Annotated in this window: 19 protein-coding genes; 12 read left to right on the forward strand and 7 right to left on the reverse strand. The window is 60.0% G+C overall.

The annotated features are described in order from the left end of the window. Positions 1-153 precede the first annotated feature (153 nt). On the reverse strand, positions 154-1062 hold the full coding sequence (locus GWQ27_RS21170) for a LysR substrate-binding domain-containing protein (RefSeq protein WP_005313826.1): 909 nt from the start codon (positions 1060-1062) through the stop codon (positions 154-156). 91 nt (positions 1063-1153) lie between these two features. Here GWQ27_RS21170 and GWQ27_RS21175 point away from each other — a divergent pair, with 91 nt between their 5' ends. Then, a complete protein-coding gene (locus tag GWQ27_RS21175) occupies positions 1154-2011 on the forward strand; it encodes a DMT family transporter (RefSeq protein WP_005313828.1) in 858 nt (285 codons plus the stop codon). 1 nt (position 2012) lies between these two features. Here GWQ27_RS21175 and GWQ27_RS21180 read toward each other — a convergent pair whose 3' ends face one another. Next, positions 2013-2594, reverse strand: a complete 582-nt coding sequence (locus GWQ27_RS21180; RefSeq protein ID WP_275908257.1) for a uracil-DNA glycosylase family protein — start codon at positions 2592-2594, stop codon at positions 2013-2015. 102 nt (positions 2595-2696) lie between these two features. On the opposite strand from GWQ27_RS21180, the gene rarD reads away from it, so the two are divergent. Next, on the forward strand, positions 2697-3599 hold the full coding sequence (rarD, locus tag GWQ27_RS21185; RefSeq protein ID WP_275908258.1) for an EamA family transporter RarD: 903 nt from the start codon (positions 2697-2699) through the stop codon (positions 3597-3599). Here the strand turns inward: rarD and GWQ27_RS21190 are convergent. Continuing rightward, positions 3581-4315 carry an ABC transporter substrate-binding protein gene (locus GWQ27_RS21190; protein WP_275908259.1) on the reverse strand — a complete coding sequence of 245 codons (735 nt, stop codon included), beginning with the start codon at positions 4313-4315 and terminating at the stop codon, positions 3581-3583. The genes rarD and GWQ27_RS21190 overlap by 19 nt on opposite strands. A 43-nt stretch (positions 4316-4358) precedes the next feature. Here GWQ27_RS21190 and GWQ27_RS21195 point away from each other — a divergent pair, with 43 nt between their 5' ends. Beyond that, positions 4359-4769, forward strand: coding sequence for a GIY-YIG nuclease family protein (locus GWQ27_RS21195; protein ID WP_275908260.1), 411 nt, complete (start codon positions 4359-4361; stop codon positions 4767-4769). On the opposite strand, the gene pspG is transcribed toward GWQ27_RS21195, so the two are convergent. From pspG to GWQ27_RS21215, 4 genes are all read right to left on the reverse strand, one after another. Continuing rightward, on the reverse strand, positions 4766-4984 hold the full coding sequence (pspG, locus tag GWQ27_RS21200) for an envelope stress response protein PspG (RefSeq protein ID WP_005313840.1): 219 nt from the start codon (positions 4982-4984) through the stop codon (positions 4766-4768). The two genes, GWQ27_RS21195 and pspG, sit on opposite strands and share 4 nt — an antisense overlap. A 46-nt stretch (positions 4985-5030) precedes the next feature. Further along, complete coding sequence (locus tag GWQ27_RS21205) at positions 5031-5237, reverse strand: PspC domain-containing protein (RefSeq protein ID WP_021139706.1); 207 nt, start codon at positions 5235-5237, stop codon at positions 5031-5033. 2 nt (positions 5238-5239) lie between these two features. Next, entirely contained in the window at positions 5240-5902 is a 663-nt protein-coding gene (gene pspA, locus GWQ27_RS21210) for a phage shock protein PspA (RefSeq protein WP_021139707.1), read from the reverse strand. 210 nt (positions 5903-6112) lie between these two features. Next, entirely contained in the window at positions 6113-6841 is a 729-nt protein-coding gene (locus GWQ27_RS21215; protein ID WP_265466536.1) for a 1-acylglycerol-3-phosphate O-acyltransferase, read from the reverse strand. A 176-nt stretch (positions 6842-7017) separates the two neighbouring features. Between GWQ27_RS21215 and GWQ27_RS21220 the strand changes: the two genes are divergently transcribed. The 9 genes from GWQ27_RS21220 to GWQ27_RS21260 all read left to right on the forward strand — a co-directional run bounded on the left by GWQ27_RS21220 (position 7018) and on the right by GWQ27_RS21260 (position 14219). Further along, complete coding sequence (locus GWQ27_RS21220) at positions 7018-7395, forward strand: hypothetical protein (RefSeq protein WP_005313850.1); 378 nt, start codon at positions 7018-7020, stop codon at positions 7393-7395. Positions 7396-7445: 50 nt separating this feature from the next. Continuing rightward, positions 7446-9488, forward strand: a complete 2043-nt coding sequence (locus GWQ27_RS21225) for a protein-disulfide reductase DsbD domain-containing protein (protein WP_275908261.1) — start codon at positions 7446-7448, stop codon at positions 9486-9488. Further along, entirely contained in the window at positions 9485-10216 is a 732-nt protein-coding gene (locus GWQ27_RS21230; protein ID WP_059168846.1) for a DsbA family protein, read from the forward strand. Before GWQ27_RS21225 ends, GWQ27_RS21230 begins: the two co-directional genes overlap by 4 nt. Before the next feature lie 2 nt (positions 10217-10218). Further along, a complete protein-coding gene (locus GWQ27_RS21235) occupies positions 10219-10743 on the forward strand; it encodes a protein disulfide oxidoreductase (protein WP_058394518.1) in 525 nt (174 codons plus the stop codon). A 184-nt stretch (positions 10744-10927) separates the two neighbouring features. Next, positions 10928-11404, forward strand: coding sequence for a DoxX family protein (locus GWQ27_RS21240; protein ID WP_275908262.1), 477 nt, complete (start codon positions 10928-10930; stop codon positions 11402-11404). Positions 11405-11705: 301 nt separating this feature from the next. Beyond that, the gene (locus tag GWQ27_RS21245) at positions 11706-11990 is read left to right on the forward strand and encodes a DnaJ domain-containing protein (RefSeq protein WP_005313867.1); all 285 of its coding nucleotides are present in this window, start codon (positions 11706-11708) and stop codon (positions 11988-11990) included. 6 nt (positions 11991-11996) lie between these two features. Next, positions 11997-12527 (forward strand): hypothetical protein, encoded by a 531-nt coding sequence (locus GWQ27_RS21250; RefSeq protein ID WP_087756583.1) that lies wholly within the window; start codon positions 11997-11999, stop codon positions 12525-12527. 13 nt (positions 12528-12540) lie between these two features. Next, a complete protein-coding gene (locus GWQ27_RS21255) occupies positions 12541-13302 on the forward strand; it encodes a hypothetical protein (protein WP_005313872.1) in 762 nt (253 codons plus the stop codon). Positions 13303-13313: 11 nt separating this feature from the next. Next, on the forward strand, positions 13314-14219 hold the full coding sequence (locus tag GWQ27_RS21260) for a hypothetical protein (protein ID WP_234591661.1): 906 nt from the start codon (positions 13314-13316) through the stop codon (positions 14217-14219). Positions 14220-14360 lie beyond the last annotated feature (141 nt).

A 14360-nucleotide genomic window follows, 5' to 3' on the forward strand; every position in this document is an offset into this window, starting at 1 on the left:
AATCTGCTCGACCAGTGCCAGTTTAAAAGTCAGCGAGTAATCGCGCTGTGTCCGTTTCACACCTTGTCCCATCGGGCTCTCCGTTTATGTGGGGGAAAGGTGTAAACCATATTCAGGACGGGACAGCCAGTTCAAACAAGCCCAACCTTAGCATCAGGGTTGGGCTTTTGTTTGCAAGGCCATGCTCTGACGCGTCTCCATCATCAGCCATTGGCGCAACCGGCTGATGGCGGGCTCATGGGCCCGGGATCGCTTGCAGGTGAAATAGAAGGCATCCCCCGTCTCCAGCTGGTGTACCGGCAAGGCCACCAGCTGGGGATCATCCGGCCGCAACATGTAGTCGTTCACAAAGGCCACCCCCTGATCCCAGGCCGCCGCCTCCATCGCCAGCAACACATGACTGAAGTGGTGCATGCGCGCCTCATCGGGAATGACCAGCTCACCCGCCTTGGCCCAGCGCTGCCAATCCTCTCCCCGCGCCTTGTAGATGGACTGTACCGACAGGAGCGGCAATTGCCAGATGGCCTGCGGCCACTCCCCTTCAACTTGCTGCAACAACCGTCGGCTGCAAACCGGAAAGAGCCGCTCCCGATAGATGAGATCGTGGCAATAGCCACGACCATGGGGCGAGACTGTGATAAAGCAGTCCGCCACCCGATCGGAAAGTTCGGGATCTTCCGCCACCATCTCCAGGCTCAGATCCAGCTCGGGATAGAGCTGACGCAAGCCCGCCAGGCGCGGGATCAACCACTTCACCGCGAACGAACTGTAGACGGCAAGCCGGACTCGCATCTCGCCACCGCCGCGCAGTTGTTCGCTGCTCTGGGCGATCTGGCCGAGCCCGGCCGCTATGCCCTCAAAATACACCTCCCCCTGGGCTGTCAATGACAACAGCCGCCCCTGGCGCAGCAGCAGCCGCTCCCCCAGAAAATCCTCCAGCAACCGGATCTGGTGGCTGACCGCACTCTGGCTGACGTTCAGCTCGAGTGCCGCGCGAGAAAAGCTGAGCAGGCGGGCGACCGCCTCGAAGTATTGAACGGCACGCAGGGGAGGCAGTTTCATTATCCAAAAATCTCATGAATGGTGATTTTTTATCATTTTACTGGATAACTGACCCCGCGCTACCCTGCCCTCATCTGACGTGGGAGGTGGTATGAATGCAGTCGGGATCGGGATCCTCTATCTGGTGCTGGGCAATATGGTGGCGGTCTTTTCCGATGCGCTGGTCAAGGTGCTGGAGCCGAGCCAGCCCGTGTTCCAGTTTGTCTTCTTTCGCCAGCTCTCCGCCGCCCTCTTGCTGACGCCCTGGCTGCTCTGGTCATGGCGTCGCAATCCACCGGTCGCCATCAAGTGGCATCTGCTGCGGGCCCACATCTGGGCGGTTGGCGTCTGCCTGATGGTGATCGCCCTCACTCGTCTGCCACTCGCCACCGCCAATGCCCTCTTCTATGCGGCGCCCCTGATGATGGTACCGCTGGCAGTGTGGATGGCGGGGGAAGCCATCTCGCGCCAGAAGGTGCTGACCGCGCTCATCGGTTTTATCGGAGTGCTGATCGTGCTGCGGCCGACCGAGGTGAACTGGGCCGCGCTGGCGGCACTCGGGGTGGCGCTCTCCATGGCGCTCAACAACTTGTTGATCAAGCGGATCCCGCTCAAGCAACCCATCGCCCAGACACTGTTCTTCACCAACGTGCTGAGCATGCCTTTCATACTGGCGCTGGCGCTATGGGAAGGGGGCGACTGGCAGTGGCAGATGTGGTGGCCCGCCTTCGGCTCATCGGCGCTGATCATGGTCTATGCCGGCTTGTGCGTGGTGGCCTATCGCAAGGCGGAGGCGAGCAAGATCGCCTCGGCGGAATATACAGGCCTCTTGATGGCGGTTGCCATCGGGGTCTGGCTGTTTGACGAGCAGCCGGGTCTGCCGCTGCTGCTGGGGTGCTTGTGCATCATAATCCCGCTGCTTGCCATGGCCCGCAGCAAGCCAAAACCCCTTGCAGAACCGGCGGCCTGAATCAAAGCAGCAAGGGGGTGACCCTTTGCTGCAGATGGGGGAGCACGTCCTGCTCGAACCAGGGGTTCTTCCTGAGCCAGAAGGTATTGCGGGGAGACGGGTGCGGCAACGGCAGCCAGGCGGGGCCATAGTCGGCCCATTGTCTCACCGTCTCGGTCAGCGAACCTTTACCGGCCTTGCCCAGATAGTACTGTTGGGAATACTGGCCGATGAGCAGGGTCAGCTCGATATTGGGCAGCAGCATCAATACCTTGTCGTGCCAGGTGGGCGCACATTCAGGACGAGGGGGCAGATCCCCCGACTTGCCCTTGCCGGGGTAGCAGAGCCCCATCGGCATGATGGCGATGCGGGACTCGTCGTAGAAGGTCGTTTTATCCACGCCGAGCCAGTGACGCAGCCGATCGCCAGAGGGATCATCCCAGGGGATGCCGCTGGCATGCACCCGGGTGCCGGGAGCCTGACCGATGATCAGCAGACGAGCACTCTCTTTCCCGCGGATCACAGGGCGTGGGCCCAGCGGCAAATGAGCCTCGCACAACCGGCAGGCCCGGATCTGTTCAAACAGCGTATCGAGTCGGTTCATGGGCCCGATGGTAACAGAATTTCCCCCCTGATCCTGCTTGTGAAAGATTCAACAGATACTTATCATGCGGCCACTAATGTTTAATTTAATAAACGAAAAACGATGAAAAACTGGATGGGCACCGGCAGCGCGGCCCTCTCATTCGCGCTGTGGGGCATGCTGCCCCTCTATTACCAGTTCATGCCCGAGGTCAACATGTGGGAGCTGCTTTCCCACCGTGTACTCTGGTCTGTGGTTCTGCTGGCTGCGCTCTTTGCTCTCCTCGGCTATCAGGTGCCCTGGGCACGGCTTCGCAGTGAACCGCGCCAGCTGGGCCTCATACTGCTGGCGGGCCCCGTCATGTCCATCAGCTGGTGCATGTTCACCTGGTGTCTGACCACGGGTCAGGTGCTGGCCACCAGCCTCGCCTTCTTCATGACGCCGCTGTTCAATATCGTGTTCGCCGTCATCTTCCTCAAAGAGAAGCTCACAGTGCAAAAGCACCTGGCAGTCGCCCTGGCACTGGCCGGACTCGCCTACATGCTCTTCTCCTACGGTCAGCTGCCCTGGTTCTCCCTCATCATGGGGGCCAACTTCGCCTTCTATGGTCTGCTCAAGAAGAAGGTGCACTACGACGCCGGTGTCAGCCTCTACCTCGAAGCCCTGGTCCAGCTTCCCGTCGCCCTTCTGATTATTGGTGCTCTGACGCTCAACGGCATGAGCCAGTTTATGGCCGGTGACTGGGCCGACCGACTGCTGCTGATGGGCAGCGCTCCCGCTACCCTGCTGCCGGTGGGGCTGTTCTGTTACGGCATGATGCGCACCCGCATGAGCACGATGGGGCTGCTGCAATATATCGAGCCGAGTCTCGCCTTCCTGCTCGCCATCCTCTGGTTTGGCGAGGCGGCGGATCCGGTCAAATCGGTCGGGTTTGCCTTTGTCTGGGCGGGCCTGCTGGTGAGCCTGCTGCCGCTGCACCACCTCAGGCGCGGCGGCAGCAATGATGCTCAGGGTCTGCTGCGATAGGATTCCAGAATGGCATGCCACTTGGGATCACGATCCATCTGTTCGGCGATGTCGTTCAATCTGGTATGCAGCTTGTGGCGGGATTTGGGCAGCAGCAGGTGGCGGGTATAACTGGATTGGGGGAAAGGTGAAATAAAGAGTTTCCCCTCGAAACCGGGGTCATGGGTAAAAAAGGCCAGCGCAGAACCGGACACCAGAGTCACATCGATGCGGCCCCGCACCAGCAGGCTGAAATTGATTTTGACCTTTTTGGCATCGTGGCGCACCAGATCGCCCCGGGCCACAGCATCATCGATGCCCTGATAGCGGTAGCCCTCTATGCCACCGAAAATCAGCCCCTTGAGTGAATCCGGGCCACGATAGGTAACGGGTTTGGCCAGGCTGGAGATAAGCTCGTTGGTGTCGCGCATCATGGGAAAGGTCCACAGATAGTGCTCGCGCTGGGGATCCCCGACCCAGGCAGGATTGACCCAGCTCACCAGGCCGTCAAAGCCAGGATCCGACATCTCCAGCGCCAATCTGGCGCGATTCACCAGCCAGAGCTCAAATCTGGGTTCTCCGCCAAGCTTTTCGTTGAGATACTTCACCAGATCCCGGCTCAGCCCGGTCGTCTCCCCCGTCACGAAAGGGGGATGCTGATGATAATCGTAGAGACGCAGCGTCTCTCCGTGAGCCGACATCGACAACAGACACCACAACCAACACCAGACTCGCATCGCACCTCCTTGCGCTGCTTTGAGTTTGGCACAGACAGATCGAATGAGAAAACCCGTGATGGATGCCAAACCGACTCCCCCGCCCGCCCCCAGCCAGTGGTCCATCTATCTGGTTCGCACCGCGGCCGGTCTGCTCTATACGGGGATCAGCACAGACCCGATCAGGCGACTTCGCCAGCACCAGAGCGGCAAAGGCTCACGCGCCCTGCGCGGCAAGGGGCCATTGGTGCTGGTGTGGCAGCAGACAGTCGGTGACAAGGGGGCCGCGCTGCGGCTCGAATATCGCCTCAAGCAGCAGAGCAAAGCCTTCAAGGAACGCCTGGTGCAAGAGCCGGATGGCTGGGCCGACTGGAGCCAGCTCTGGCTGACGGTCGTCACGCCGCCCCTGGAAGCACCACAAAAAAGGCCACTGCAAGCAGTGGCCAAGGAAGGATTCGATAACAGGGAGGGTTAACGGTAGGTATTGGATTGCTTGCGCCTGTTGCTGATGAACCAGCACACCACCAGCAGCACCAGCAACCAGGGCGCCAGCTTGATGATGAGAGCAAACATGCCGGCCAGGGCGCCGAACAGCACGAAGACACCGCTCACCACCAACATGGCCAGCACGGTGAACCCCGTCAGCGCCATGGCGACCAACACCAGCATCAAGACGATAAATTCCAGCATGTTCTGCTCCTCACAGGCTTCTCTTGCTGGCTGAATGACCCAGGGGTCAGTCCAGCCAACGCTTCAACTCACGACGGGGCGGCATGATCAGCACCGCCAGCAGATAGGCGGCCAGGGTCAGCGGCGGCATCAGGATCAGGGCGATCAGCGCCACTATCCGTACCGTCACCCTGGAGAGCCCCAGCCGGCTGGCAATGCCGGCGCAGACCCCGGTCAACTTGCGATGGGCAAGGTCTTTCGGCCAGGGTGTCATGATTATGCCTCCACCTTCTGACCCTTCAGACGGGCCAGCTCGCGTTCAATCTCGTCATTGAGTTCCAGCTCGCGGAATTGGGCCTCCAGCGAGGGATTCTGCCCCAGGGTCGCCGCCTCCAGCTGGGCTTCCAGCTGATCGACCCGCCCCTGAAAACCGTCAAAACGGGCCATCAGCTCATGCATGCGCTGATTGTCGACCTGAGCACGGGCACGGATGCGACTGTGGGCTGTCTGCTCACGCAGGGTCAGCATCTTTTGCTTCTCGCGGGCCTCGCTCAGCTTGGCCGCCAGTCGCTCGCTGTCGGCGGTGAGCTGGGCCAGCACCTCGGCCACACGGGCCTTGTCCTGCTCCAGTTGCTCGCATTTTTTGACCTCGGCCAACTTCTCTGTGAGAGCGGCACGGGCCAGATCCTCACGCCCTTTCTGGATGGCGAGCTCGGCCTTGGCCGACCACTCCAGGATCTGGTGTTGCAACGCCTGCTGGTGACGCTCCAGCTGTTTCTGCTCGGCGATGACGCGGGCGGCCTGGGTTCTCATCTCGACCTGCACCTGCTCCATCTCTTCGATCATCAGGCGCAGCATCTTCTCCGGCTCTTCACTCTTGTCGAGCAGGCTGTGCAGGTTGGCATTGATCACGTCGGTCAGGCGGCTGAATACGCTCATGGTCTGGCTCCTTGTTCATTGGGATGGCTATCTCTTCCCATAGCATTACAAGAGCCGTGCCAAAATCATTTATTGTTGTTTTACAGGTAGATATGGATTTCATACTGAGATTAAAGGCGAGGGCATTGGTTAAAATAACCAATAAAGTGGTGATTTTAACCAACAAAAAAGGGAGCCGGCGGCTCCCTCTATGTCATCTTCCATTCAAATTCAGGCAGCCTGATGACGACCCAGCTTGCTGTCCAGTTCGACCAGCTTGCTTTCCATCGCTGCACGGCAGGTATCGGACAGATCTCGAATGCCGGCAGCGCCGTGCTCCTTGCTGCACAGCGGAGCCATCACCTCGACCAGCACTTCACCATTGTCCCAGCGGTTCAGGTCAACCTGACCGAAGTAGCTGGAGCAGACGATGGGCACCACGGGCACCTCGGCCTGCACGGCGGTGTGGAAGGCGCCGGCCTTGAACGGCAGCAGGCCGCGCCCCTTGGAGCGGGTACCTTCCGGGAACATCCAGATGGAGGTGCCGTGATGCTTGATGCGATCCACCACCTGGCCTATGGTGCCGATGGCACGAGAGCGGTTGGAGCGGTCGATGAGCACGTTGCCTGAGAGCCAGAAGATAAGACCGAAGAAGGGCAACCACAGCAGACTCTTCTTGCCTACCGCCACCACGCCCGGCATGACGGCACCGGTCACGGTGAAGATGTCGAAGTTGCTCTGGTGGTTGCAGACGTAAACCGCCGGGCCGAGCGACTTGATCTCGTCCGGTATGGTTACCTTGACCTTGAGCCCGAGCAGCGGGCAAACCGCATGGTACATGCGGGCGAAGACAAAGACGTTGTTGGGATGACGCGGACGCACCAGACAGAGCAACAGACCGAACACGAACCAGAAGACGAGCAGCAGGGTTAGCAGCAGCACACGGGCAAGTTTGAGCATCGAACACCTCGGATTTTAACTCGGCGCAGTATACTGATCCCCCTTTTAGCGAACAAGCGTTCGCCAAACAGAACTGACCACCCTGCATAGCACATATGGTCGTATCGAATCCTGCTGACTTGCCCCTGCCATTATTGATCGATAGGATATGCACCATTCAACAGGGTAGGGCGAGCATGATTTTGCGACAACGCGTGGCGACAAGACTCCTGCTGCTGGTCTGCATTCTGGTGCTCAACTGTGCGGCCCAGCCGCTGGCCCGACTGGCTCAGCTCGATCAGGCCCTGAGTTGCCAGCTGCTGCCTGTCCCATCTTCCGGCGCCGAAGCCGACGATGCCCAAACCGCGACACCCCAGCCGAGCAGTTGCCAGCTCAATGGCAAGTGGCTCAGTGCCGCCACCCTGCTCTGCGTCGAACAGATCTTCTTTGCCATCGCTTTTGTGATTGCCCTGCTGGCGCCGCTGTCGCGCCGCTCCCCCGCCTTGCCCCCACCCAGAAACATATCTCCGCCTGAACGGCGACTTCATCTTACTCTCTGTGTCTGGCGAGAATGAGTTAGCCGCGGTTTACACCACCCTAACTTTCATTTTCAAGAGACAAAAAAATGTCAAACATCATCAAGACCGCCCTGTTGATGGGCGGCCTGCTGTGGCAATCCATGGGATTGGCCAGCGATACCGGCTGGCTTGCCAGCCCCCAGAACGATCACGCCAAAGTGCGGCTGCAAGCGGATACCCGAGATCCCGCCCAAACTCGCGTGCTGCTGAGCCTGGAGCTCGAGTCCGGCTGGAAGACCTATTGGCAGAACCCGGGGGAAGGTGGCATTGCCCCTGAAATCTTCTGGGATGCCCCTCAAGCCACCCAGCAGTGGCACTGGCCCGTGCCGGAGCGATTTGACGTCAGTGGTATCTCGACCCAGGGCTATCAGAAGACCGTCAGCCTCCCCATCACGCTTGCCCACAGCAGCAGTAATACGCTGACTGGCACCCTGCGCCTTTCGACTTGCAGCAATGTCTGCATTCTGACCGACTACCCTTTTACCCTTGCGCTCGATGGCACTGCGCCGGAAGGATTTGACTTTGCCTACGCCCAGGCGATGAGCAAGCTGCCACAAACCCTGCCGGATACCGTCATCCTCAAAGCGGGTTATCAGCAAAACCAGCTGCAGCTGACCGCCGACAACCCGCAAGGCTGGCAGGATCCCCAGGTTTTCCTCCAGCGTCTGGAAGAGGCCGAATTTGGCAAACCCGAGCTGGAGGTGCAAGGCAACACCCTGATCGCCCGTATTCCGGTCAGCGATGGCTGGCAGGGCGATGCGCCCGACATCCGTAACCAGCAACTCGGGTTTGTGCTGAGCAGTGGTGAACAGGCCTGGCAGAGTGACGCCAGCATAGGTGACCCGCTGACACTACCGAGTCAGGGCAACTCGCTGCTCTGGTTGCTGGGCGCCGCCCTGCTGGGTGGCCTTATCCTCAATCTGATGCCCTGCGTGCTGCCGGTGCTGGCGCTCAAGCTGGGATCGGTGTTGCAACTGGAAACCCGCGAGCGCCGTCCGGTTCGCCTGCAATTCCTGGCGGCCAGTGCCGGCATCCTGGTCTCCTTCTGGGCGCTGGCACTGATGAGCACACTGCTGCGCGCCACCCAGGGGGCGGTCGGTTGGGGTATCCAGTTCCAGAGCGTCTGGTTTATCGGCTTTATGGTGGTGGTCACCCTGCTGTTTTGTGCCAACCTGCTGGGGCTGTTCGAGTTAAGGCTGCCAAGCAACCTCAATACCCGTCTCGCCACCACGGGTGGCAACAGCCTGGGCGGTCACTTTCTGCAGGGGTGCTTCGCTACCCTGCTGGCCACCCCCTGCTCGGCGCCCTTCCTCGGCACAGCGGTCGCCTTTGCGCTCGGGGCACCCCTGGGTCAGCTCTGGCTCATCTTCACCGCGCTGGGGATTGGCATGAGCCTGCCCTGGCTGCTGATCGCCGCCTTCCCCCGTCTCGCACTCTGGCTGCCGAAGCCGGGCCGCTGGATGGGCCGCCTGCGCATTCTGCTCGGTCTGATGATGCTGGGCTCCAGCCTCTGGCTGCTCAGCCTGCTCGGCAACCATATCGGTCAATTCTGGATGCTGATCCTGATGGCGCTGATGCTGGCTGCCCTGCTGCTGGCCGTGGTGTGGCGCCATGGCATTCGGAGTGTGACCCTGGGACTGGCCCTCACCTGTCTACTGGGTGGAGCCCTGCTGCTGGGCGGCGCCTTTACGATGGAAGGAAAACCCCAGCGAGATACCGTCAACTGGCAGCCGCTCTCTGAGCAAGCCATTGCGGATGCTCTGGCGCAGAACAAGCGGGTTTTTGTCGATGTCACTGCCGACTGGTGCATTACCTGTAAAGCCAACAAATTCAACGTGCTGCTGCGAGATGATGTGCAAAAAGCCCTGAGCGCCCCCGATGTGGTAGCCCTGCGCGGGGACTGGAGCCGTCCCTCCGCCAGCATCGCTGATTTCTTGCGCCAGCGCGGCAGCGTGGCCATTCCCTTCAACCAGATTTATGGGCCGGGCCTGCAGGGTGGCGAGATCCTCTCCCCCCTGCTGGACCGACCGACTCTGCTTGGCACCCTGAAGCAAGCAGCCATAGCCCCTTCTCAAGGAGACACCAAATGAAATCGACCCTGCTCACCCTGACCCTGCTGGGCACCCTGCTGACCCCGGCCCTGCACGCAGCCCCCTTCACCCCGGAGCAGGAGTCCCGCATCAAGGAGCTGATCCGCGAGACTCTGGTGGCCAACCCCAAGATCCTTGATGAGGTGGCCGATGCCTGGGAGAAACAGAATGCGGCGGATCAGGCCAGCCAGCTTGGCAACTTCATCAAGGGCAACCAGGATGTGCTGTTCAACAGCGCTACCAGCCCGCGCCTGGGCGCCAAAAACCCCAAGCTGACCCTGGTGTCGTTCACCGACTACAACTGCCCCTTCTGCAAACAGTTCGATCCCCATCTGGCCAGGCTGCTGAAGGCCTACCCAAATGATGTCGGGCTGGTGATCAAGCTGTTGCCGTTCAAGGGGCAGACCTCTGCCAAGGCGGCCCAATACAGCCTGACCCTGTGGCAGCAGGACCCAGCCCGCTTTCTTGCCCTGCACGACAAGCTGATGAGCAAGCAGGGCATGCTGACCGAGGCGGATATCAACAAGGCGCTGGCGGCCACCGGCAACACTGCGCTCAAACCCGAAGCCAGGGCCACCGAGGAGCTGCGCAACAGCCTGCGCATCGGCACGCTGCTGGGAGTGCAAGGGACACCGGCCACATTGATCGGCAACCAGCTGGTGTCGGGCGCCATCCCCTATGAAGAGCTTGAGCAAATTGTGAAAGCCGAACTGGCCAGGAAGGGGTAACCATGGAAGCCAAACCATCCCTCCCCCATCGCCTGCGACGCTGGGGCAAAGAGGCACTCTGGCTGCTGCTGTTTGGCGTGGTCATTTCGACGGCGCTGGACTTCTGGCGCAGCCCGGCGCTGCCAGAAGGCAACCCTCTGCCCACCCTCACCCTGCAAGATGGCACCACCGCCGACCTGCAGGCCATGAGCCGGGACAAGCCGCTGCTGGTCTACTACTGGGCCAGCTGGTGCGCCGTCTGCCGCTTCACCACACCGACGGTGGAGCAGCTCTGGCAGGACGGTGAAAACGTGCTGACGGTGGCACTGCGCTCAGGCAACGCGCAGCAGTTGAGCAAGGGGATGGGCAAGAAGGGGCTGACCTTCCCGACCCATAACGATGAGCGAGGGGACCTCGCCGCCCGCTGGCAGGTGAGCGTCACCCCCAGCTTCCTCATCGTCAAGGACGGCAAGGTGGTGAGTACCACCACAGGCTGGAGTTCGGGTCTGGGGCTGAAGCTGCGCCTGGCCTGGGCCAGCCTCGGCTAAACCGGCCTCACGGGTGCCGACATTGGTGCTCTTGTCCCTGATGAAGAAGAGCACCACTCGGCCCACATATGATCGAGATAGAGGTAGCTTTTGCCCAAGCGGGCGGGACAACCCCTGTTGACCGCCCGCATCCGGCCTCTATCGACCATCGACTTCACATCCTCATACAAATACAGGAGTGGATATGACTTCCATCATCGCGCGTTTTCTGTCGACCCGGAGTGGCCGCTATTTCTTGCCGCTGACACTGATCCGGATAGCGTTCGGTCTTTTCTTCTTTGCGTCCGGTTTGAATAAATTGATCCAGCCAGATAACCAGCAGGCCATGCTGCACACCATGATAGAGGCAGGGCTCCCGTATCCTGCCTTCATGGCAACCTTTGTGGCAGGCAATGAAACCCTGTTTGGCTTGCTGCTGGTTTTTGGTCTGCTGACCAGGTTGTCCTCGCTGGTATTGCTGGTGATCAACATTGTTGCCCTGGTGACCATAGGTCTTCATCAGATACCCGCCGACGTGACCGGGCTCGAATGGTATAGCTGGCTGCTCTATCTGCCCGAGTCTGTCTATATCCTGCTATGCATCTTGCTGGTGGTACAGGGTTGTGGCCCCTGGGGGCTCGATCGCCATCTTGTTCACCTGCTGCCAGAGGCGGGGCGCTGAACTCCCCTTGGCAAGCCGCAGTTGTTTGTTTACTGCACCACTTCGCTCAGATGACTCAACGCCCGGCCTGCCGGGCGTTTTTTCAACCGCCATCACACATGCCCCACCCTCTTCTTGCCAAAATGGCAGCGATCGGAGCTTTATTCGCATTAGCAACTTGCTTGCCATATCGCCTCCTATTCATGGCGGAGCTGGCCTGTTTCCGTTAAAATGACGGGTTTTTGCCGTGCCTGGTTTCTCAAGCTCCACCATCAGGCGCCCGCATTGTGAATTCCAAGATGCCAGTGATGCAGGATCTGCCATGAACAACTACTTTCGGGTACTGGGCGTCAAGTCCAATGCCAGCGAAAACGACATCAAAAAAGCCTATCGACGGCTGTCGAACCAGTACCACCCAGACAAGCTGTTGGGGGCGAGCGAAGAAGAGCGAGAGCTGGCAGCCATCAAGCTGCACCAGGTAAAGCAGGCCTATGAAGTGCTGTCAGACCCGAAACAACGGGCCGCTTTCATCAAGGATTTCAACAACGTCATCGTGACCGATCCCGCTTCTGCCATGCAGGAGATGTGGGACCAATTTTACCCCTGAGGCGCTATGCAGAAAAAATGGGACCAGGCGCGGATCAAAGCGCTGATGAGTGATGCCAGTGAGAACATCGAATCCTACCGGGATCAGGACGACCCCAAGGCGCTGGAGCAATTCACCGGCAAGATGAAGACACTGCTGCTGGCTGACATGAGCATGCTGGAATTCATGCCCGAATACCTGCCGCTGGCCCTCTATGGCCGGGTGCAGTTCCCGGCCAAGGCCAAGCCCGAGTGGATCAAGTGGCTCGGCAGCGGCGTACAACCCTCATGGGACGAATTCAAGGTGTCGGTGGCGTTCAACAATGCCGACCTGCCGCTGGTGAAAGCGGTACGGGCCCAGAGCGAAGATCAGCTGATCGAAGCCTGCGCCGTGCTGTTCCAGCTGGACAACCCGCTGCCGCGCAGTGGCCGCCGTGCCGATGACGACTACGAACTGCGTGACGACGATGATGACGACGGGGAAAACGCTGACGCCGACTACAACGGTGATGGTGACGACGACGGCGATCAAGACATGTACGACGAAGTACGTTTCTAACTTGGGGCAAAGCATGCACAGTCTGATAGAAATTACCGCCATCGAGATCAAAGAGCTGGCCGTGATCGAGCCGAAACAGGCCAGCGAGAAGTTCGAACTGATCGCCAAGACAATGTCTGACGATCAGTTGGCAGAAGTCATTGAACAGATTGATATCGTCACCCTGACCCAGATCAACGGCCAGCACGACATGTCGTTCCCGTCGATCATCTCCGAGCTGATGACCCCGGAGCGGATCCGCGACATCGTCTGCCAGCAGCCCCTCTACTGGGAAGAGGCGATCAAGAACAACGCCGAAGAGCTGCAGCAGCACACCTTCGACTTCCTCAACTACCTGATCCGCACCCAGGACAGCGACGCCAAGCAGGCGGAGATCCTGGAGTGCATCGCCGAGGATCCGGCCGGTCTCTTCTACCTCGCCATCCCCTTCATCGAGTTCTATCGCGGTGAGCGCTTCGAGGATGAAGAGGGCTTCCACGACACGCTGCACGCCGAAGAGGAAGACTTGGAAGAGGCGCTCTCCTACAGCGACCGCCAGCAGAGCGAAAATGCCCACGACTACCCGCTGGATGACCCGCGCAGCCTCTTGATGCTGATCCGCGAGCTGACCCCGGACGTGGAAAAAGCCATCAAGGCACTGCTGCGCAATGAGCACTCATCCTGGGAAGGGATTATCAGCAAGTTCGCCAGCGAGCTGGTGATGCAGGCCAAAGATAAGAACGATGCCTCCGACGAGTACGCCGAAGTCGACGACATGTTCAGCTTCCTGGATTGAGGAACCCCGTCATGCAACTAGTCATACGCGATGTCAATCAGGGCCCCTTTCTTACCCAGGTGCTGCGCTTTGGCCGCGAGAGCGAACACTTGAGCGATCAGCAGCTTGGCCAGATCAAGGGCAAGGCGGTGCTGATGAGCCTGAAGTTCGCCGACAAGTACTACAACAAGTACAAGATGCATCTGCTGGAACAGGCCGCCCACGACGTCATCGGCGTGGTCAGCCTGGGCCTGCTGGAGCTGTCGCAACGGGATACCGCCAAGGCACTGGCCCTGCTGCAGGCGCCGGAGGGGCCCATCAAGCCGTTCCAGAAGGGCTGGTCCATGCTGATCTCGGTCAGCGCCAAGCAGCCAGGTGGCAACAGCCTCTATGGGGATGTGGATGCGCGGCTCTTGGACAAGATCTCCAGCCCGCCGGATGTGGAGGAGTGGCAAGGCTGGCAGGAGTACGAGAAGGCGCTAGTGGAGCATAACAAGGCCCGCCTGATGAGCCTGATCGATCAGCACTTCTTCGCCTGCGAGAACGACCACCCCACCATGGAGGACAAGCTGGCCGAGGCACTGCTCTACCGCATTCTCTGCGGCAATGGCAGCGGCGCCGCCAAACTGAAGGTAAAGCAGGATCTCAAGCGTCGTCTGGCACGGGAAATCGTGCTGCAAGAAGCCTGGTACGACACCGACTATCTGGCCGCCCAGCTGGAGCTGCTGCTGGCGGAGCTGCCGGGCGAACTGATCGCCGGTCTGCGTCAGGAACTCAGCAAGGGATTTGTCCCCAACCTGCTGCACACCCTGGGCTTTGTGCGCCAGTACCAGTTGCTGCAACAAGAGAACGCCGAGCCGGAGAAGCTCGACAATTTCGAGATGCGCGCCGGTCTCAAGCACCCCCTGCTCGGCTGGCCGCTCTACCACGACTTCTAGGCCAGCTTTGGCTCGGGGCCACTGCCAACGCCACCGCTGGTGGCAGCAAGCAGGATCTGCCCCGTCATGACCCAACAACGCCCGGCTTGCCGGGCGTTGTTATATCTGACCACCACAGTGACGAGCGGGAAACACTGGGGG

The organism is Aeromonas sp. 5HA1, assembly GCF_029237245.1.
Taxonomy (GTDB): Bacteria; Pseudomonadota; Gammaproteobacteria; order Enterobacterales; family Aeromonadaceae; genus Aeromonas; species Aeromonas salmonicida.

Bases quoted from the DNA above. Each gene is read 5' to 3' on its own strand.
- GWQ27_RS21235 (WP_058394518.1), top strand. From the start codon at position 10,219: ATGGAAGCCAAACCATCCCTCCCCCATCGCCTGCGACGCTGGGGCAAA.
- GWQ27_RS21170 (WP_005313826.1), bottom strand. From the start codon at position 1,062: ATGAAACTGCCTCCCCTGCGTGCCGTTCAATACTTCGAGGCGGTCGCC.
- GWQ27_RS21245 (WP_005313867.1), top strand. From the start codon at position 11,706: ATGAACAACTACTTTCGGGTACTGGGCGTCAAGTCCAATGCCAGCGAA.
- GWQ27_RS21225 (WP_275908261.1), top strand. From the start codon at position 7,446: ATGTCAAACATCATCAAGACCGCCCTGTTGATGGGCGGCCTGCTGTGG.
- GWQ27_RS21180 (WP_275908257.1), bottom strand. From the start codon at position 2,594: ATGAACCGACTCGATACGCTGTTTGAACAGATCCGGGCCTGCCGGTTG.
- GWQ27_RS21205 (WP_021139706.1), bottom strand. From the start codon at position 5,237: ATGACACCCTGGCCGAAAGACCTTGCCCATCGCAAGTTGACCGGGGTC.
- GWQ27_RS21220 (WP_005313850.1), top strand. From the start codon at position 7,018: ATGATTTTGCGACAACGCGTGGCGACAAGACTCCTGCTGCTGGTCTGC.
- GWQ27_RS21195 (WP_275908260.1), top strand. From the start codon at position 4,359: ATGAGAAAACCCGTGATGGATGCCAAACCGACTCCCCCGCCCGCCCCC.
- GWQ27_RS21230 (WP_059168846.1), top strand. From the start codon at position 9,485: ATGAAATCGACCCTGCTCACCCTGACCCTGCTGGGCACCCTGCTGACC.
- pspG (WP_005313840.1), bottom strand. From the start codon at position 4,984: ATGCTGGAATTTATCGTCTTGATGCTGGTGTTGGTCGCCATGGCGCTG.
- GWQ27_RS21175 (WP_005313828.1), top strand. From the start codon at position 1,154: ATGAATGCAGTCGGGATCGGGATCCTCTATCTGGTGCTGGGCAATATG.
- GWQ27_RS21250 (WP_087756583.1), top strand. From the start codon at position 11,997: ATGCAGAAAAAATGGGACCAGGCGCGGATCAAAGCGCTGATGAGTGAT.
- pspA (WP_021139707.1), bottom strand. From the start codon at position 5,902: ATGAGCGTATTCAGCCGCCTGACCGACGTGATCAATGCCAACCTGCAC.
- rarD (WP_275908258.1), top strand. From the start codon at position 2,697: ATGAAAAACTGGATGGGCACCGGCAGCGCGGCCCTCTCATTCGCGCTG.
- GWQ27_RS21260 (WP_234591661.1), top strand. From the start codon at position 13,314: ATGCAACTAGTCATACGCGATGTCAATCAGGGCCCCTTTCTTACCCAG.
- GWQ27_RS21215 (WP_265466536.1), bottom strand. From the start codon at position 6,841: ATGCTCAAACTTGCCCGTGTGCTGCTGCTAACCCTGCTGCTCGTCTTC.
- GWQ27_RS21190 (WP_275908259.1), bottom strand. From the start codon at position 4,315: ATGCGAGTCTGGTGTTGGTTGTGGTGTCTGTTGTCGATGTCGGCTCAC.
- GWQ27_RS21240 (WP_275908262.1), top strand. From the start codon at position 10,928: ATGACTTCCATCATCGCGCGTTTTCTGTCGACCCGGAGTGGCCGCTAT.
- GWQ27_RS21255 (WP_005313872.1), top strand. From the start codon at position 12,541: ATGCACAGTCTGATAGAAATTACCGCCATCGAGATCAAAGAGCTGGCC.